This is a genomic window from Solicola agrisoli (genome assembly GCF_049059935.1).
GTDB lineage: Bacteria > Actinomycetota > Actinomycetes > Propionibacteriales > Nocardioidaceae > JAURVT01.
Window position 1 is genome coordinate 1 of record NZ_JBMGQR010000137.1, and the last position, 3,625, is coordinate 3,625.

A 3,625-nucleotide genomic window follows, 5' to 3' on the forward strand; every position below is an offset into this window, starting at 1 on the left:
CTCGCCGGCGCGGATCAGCTGGTCGGCGAGCGCGATCGCGTTGATGCCCGAGAGGCACACCTTGTTGACGGTGATCGCGGGGGTCGACAGCGGGATGCCGCCGGCGTGCGCGGCCTGGCGGGCGGGCACCTGGCCGGCGCCGGCGCCGAGGACCTGGCCCATGATCACGTAGTCGACCTGGTCGCCGGTGACGCCGGCCTTGTCGAGGGCGCCCTTGATGGCGATGCCGCCGAGGTCGGAGCCGGACAGGGTCTTCAGGCCTCCGAGAAGGCGGCCGATGGGGGTGCGTGCCCCGGCGACGATGACGGACTGCGACATGAGGACTCCTCGGGCGTCGGCGATCGGCGGTGGGTTAACGATCGGTAACCGGCACCCTACCGACGAGTCACCGCGGCGGCGAGAGGCGTGCGGGAGGTCACACCACGCCCGGCGCGACGGGCCGTAGGGTGCGGCGCATGGTTCCCACCCACCTGCTCCAGGCCATCGACCACGTCGGCATCGCCGTCGCCGACCTCGACGCCGCCAAGGAGTTCTACGCGTCCGTCTTCGGCCTCCAGACCGTCCACGAGGAGGTCAACGAGGAGCAGGGCGTCCGCGAGGCGATGCTCGCCGTCGGCGACTCCGACCAGCGCATCCAGCTGCTCGCGCCCCTCACCCCCGAGTCCACGATCGCCAAGTTCCTCGACCGCAGCGGCCCGGGCCTGCAGCAGCTGGCCTACCGCGTCACCGACATCGAGGCCGTCTCGGCCACGCTGCGCGAGCGCGGTGTCCGTCTGCTCTACGACGAGCCCCGCCGCGGCACGTCCGACAGCCGCGTCAACTTCGTCCACCCCAAGGACGCCGGCGGCGTCCTCGTCGAGCTCGTCCAGCCCGCCTAGCCCCGATCCGCCGATCCGCGCGTGTCCGTCCGTCGATCCGCGCGCACCCGTCCGTCGATCCCGGTCGTCAGGGGACGAGGTACGTCGAGTCCCGCGCGTCGGTGATCAGCATGTGCCCGGGCGCGTGGGCGATCGCGAGCGACGGACGCGACTCGACGACCGCCGCCTGCGGCGTGACCCCGCACGCCCAGAACACCGGCACCTCGCCCGGGCGCACCTCGACGGGGTCGCCGTAGTCCGGTGAGTCGAGGTCCGCGATGCCGAGCGCGCCGGGGTCGCCGACGTGCACCGGCGCGCCGTGGACGGCCGGGTACCGCGACGTCACGCGGACGGCGTCGGCCACCTGGCCCGCGGGCACGGGTCGCATCGACACCACGAGCGGGCCCGACATGGTCCCGGCCGGGCGGCAGCGCGTCGTCGTCCGGTACATCGGCACGTTGACGCCCTGCTCGACGTGGCGCACCGGCACGCCCGCGGCCAGCAGGGCGTCCTCGAAGGTGAAGCTGCACCCCACCAGGAACGAGACGAGGTCGTCGCGCCACCAGCCGCGCGCGTCCGGCGTCTCCTCCACTAGCTCGCCGTCGACGAACACCCGGTACGCGGGGACGTCGGTGCGCACGTCGCCGTCCAGGATCGGGCCCGACACCTCGCCGGCGTCCAGCACGTCGAGCACCGGGCACGGCTTGGGGTTGCGCTGCGCGAACAGCAGGAAGTCGAGCGCGACGTCGCGGGGCAGCGCGACCAGGTTGGCCTGCGCGAAGCCGGCGCTCCACCCGGCCGTCGGGGTGACCAGGCCGTCGCGGAACAGTGCGCGGGCGTCGGCGGGGCTGGTGGTGCGGGGATCGGTCACGGGTGGACCTCCGGAAGTGGCGGATCGGTGCGCGTGGATCGGCGGACCGGTGGGCGGGGATCGACGGACGGGGGCTAGGGGGCGGGGACCCAGGTGAGGCGGACGGGCTGGCCGGGACGCACCTGCGCGGCGCGGTCGACGTCGGCGTCCACCACCACCGCGACCACGGGGTAGCCGCCGGTGACGGGATGGTCGGCGAGGAACAGCACGGGCTCGCCGCTCGGTGGCACCTGGACGGCGCCGCGGCAGGCGCCCTCGCTGGGCAGCTGACGGTCGGCGTCGGCGTGCGCGACCGTGCCGCCCGCCAGGCGCATGCCGACCCGGTTGCTCTTCTCCGACGCCGTCCAGGCCGTGGTCACGAGCAGGTCGGCGTCGGCCACCCACGCGTCGCGGGGCCCGCGGACGGCGCGCAGCAGCACCTCTCCCCCGGTGTCGGCGGGCTGCACGGCGTCGACGGCCGGGAACTCGCGCGGTGCAGCGCCGACGGGCAGCCGGTCGCCGACGACGAGCGGCTCGGGGCCGAGACCGGCGAGGACGTCACGGCTGCGAGAGCCCAGCACGGACGGCACATCGAGGCCGCCGCGCACGGCGAGGTACGACCGCAGGCCGGTGGGCGGGGGCCCGAGCCGGACCCGCTCGGCCTCGCGCACCAGCAGCACCGCGTACGGGCCCGCGTCGCGCCCGCCGACGGACACGGGCGCCGGCGCACCCGTCACGCAGATCCAGGCGTCACCGCCGACGGGCGTCACCTCGAGGCCGCCGAGCGTCACCTCGACCGCCGCCGCGCCCTCGGGGTTGGCGAGCGCACGGTTGGCCAGGCGGAGCGCGCCGCGGTCGGCGGCGCCCGAGCGTCCGACACCGATACCCGACGCGCCCAGCCGCCCGAGGTCCTCCACCAGCGCGAGCGGCCCGGTGCGCGACACCTCCAGCTCGACGCTCACGACGCACCCTCCTCGACGAAGCGCACGCGGGCGCCGGGACGCAGCAGCGCGGGCTCGTCGCGGTCGAGGTCCCACATCGTCGCCGACGTCGTGCCGATCAGCTGCCACCCGCCGGGCGACTCCCGCGGGTAGACGCCGCTGAACTCCCCCGCCAGGCCCACGGCGCCGGCGGGCACGGCGGTGCGCGCGCTGTCGCGGCGCGGCACGTGCAGGCGGTCGTCCTCGCCCACGAGGTAGGCGAACCCCGGCGCGAACCCGCCGAACGCGACGCGCCACACCTGGCCGGTGTGGGCGGCGACGACGCCCCGCTCCCCCAGGCCCGTGAGCCGGGCGACGTCGGCCAGGTCGGGCCCGTCATAGCGCACCGGGACCTTGACGACGTCGCCGTCCGCCTCGTCCAGCACCGAGGCCCCGGGCTCCACCCGCGCCAGCGCCGAGCGCAGCGCAGCGACGTCGGCGTCCTCGGCGGCGACGACCAGGGCGGTCTGCGCCGCAGGGACGACGTCGGCCACGCCCGTGACGCCGGACGCCTGCAGCGCGTCGACCCACGCCACCACCTGCGGTGCGTCGTCCAGCTCGACGAGGAGCGCGCGGTCGCCGTACGGCAGCACCCGTGGGCTCACACGAACCCCTGGATCTCGACGCCGGCGGCGGTCAGGCGCGCCCGGACGGCCTCGGCCATCGCGACGGCACCCGGCGAGTCGCCGTGGGTGCAGACCGAGTCGCACTCCACCTCGACCACCGAGCCGTCGACGGCCACCACGGTGCCCTCGGTGACCATCTGCAGCACGCGCGACGCGACCTCGTCGGGGTCGTGCAGGACGGCGCCCGGCTCCTTTCGGGAGACGAGCGTCGCCTCGGGCGTGTAGGCGCGGTCGGCGAACGCCTCCCGGACGGTGCGCAGACCCGCGCGCTCGCCCGCGGCCAGCAGCGCCGACCCCGGCAGGCCGAGCAGC

The 3,625-nt window shown here is 75.8% G+C and carries 6 protein-coding genes; 1 reads left to right on the forward strand and 5 read right to left on the reverse strand.

Annotated elements, in window-relative coordinates; all coding sequences use genetic code 11:
* Positions 1–318: thiolase family protein (locus ACI6PP_RS22990; RefSeq protein ID WP_476712955.1), on the reverse strand; the 318-nt coding region annotated here is incomplete at its 3' end.
* Positions 319–455: 137 nt separating this feature from the next.
* Here ACI6PP_RS22990 and mce point away from each other — a divergent pair.
* Positions 456–878: a methylmalonyl-CoA epimerase gene (mce, locus tag ACI6PP_RS22995; protein ID WP_421114079.1), complete on the forward strand. Its 423-nt coding sequence runs from the start codon at positions 456–458 to the stop codon at positions 876–878.
* 67 nt (positions 879–945) lie between these two features.
* On the opposite strand, the gene ACI6PP_RS23000 is transcribed toward mce, so the two are convergent.
* The 4 genes from ACI6PP_RS23000 to ACI6PP_RS23015 all read right to left on the reverse strand — a co-directional run.
* Entirely contained in the window at positions 946–1,728 is a 783-nt protein-coding gene (locus ACI6PP_RS23000) for a putative hydro-lyase (protein ID WP_421114080.1), read from the reverse strand.
* A 74-nt stretch (positions 1,729–1,802) separates the two neighbouring features.
* Complete coding sequence (locus ACI6PP_RS23005; protein ID WP_421114081.1) at positions 1,803–2,669, reverse strand: 5-oxoprolinase subunit C family protein; 867 nt, start codon at positions 2,667–2,669, stop codon at positions 1,803–1,805.
* Positions 2,666–3,292 (reverse strand): 5-oxoprolinase subunit B family protein, encoded by a 627-nt coding sequence (locus ACI6PP_RS23010; protein ID WP_421114082.1) that lies wholly within the window; start codon positions 3,290–3,292, stop codon positions 2,666–2,668. Before ACI6PP_RS23010 ends, ACI6PP_RS23005 begins: the two co-directional genes overlap by 4 nt.
* A partial coding sequence (locus ACI6PP_RS23015) for a LamB/YcsF family protein (RefSeq protein WP_421114083.1) occupies positions 3,289–3,625 on the reverse strand: 337 nt, incomplete at its 5' end. The genes ACI6PP_RS23015 and ACI6PP_RS23010, both read right to left, overlap by 4 nt.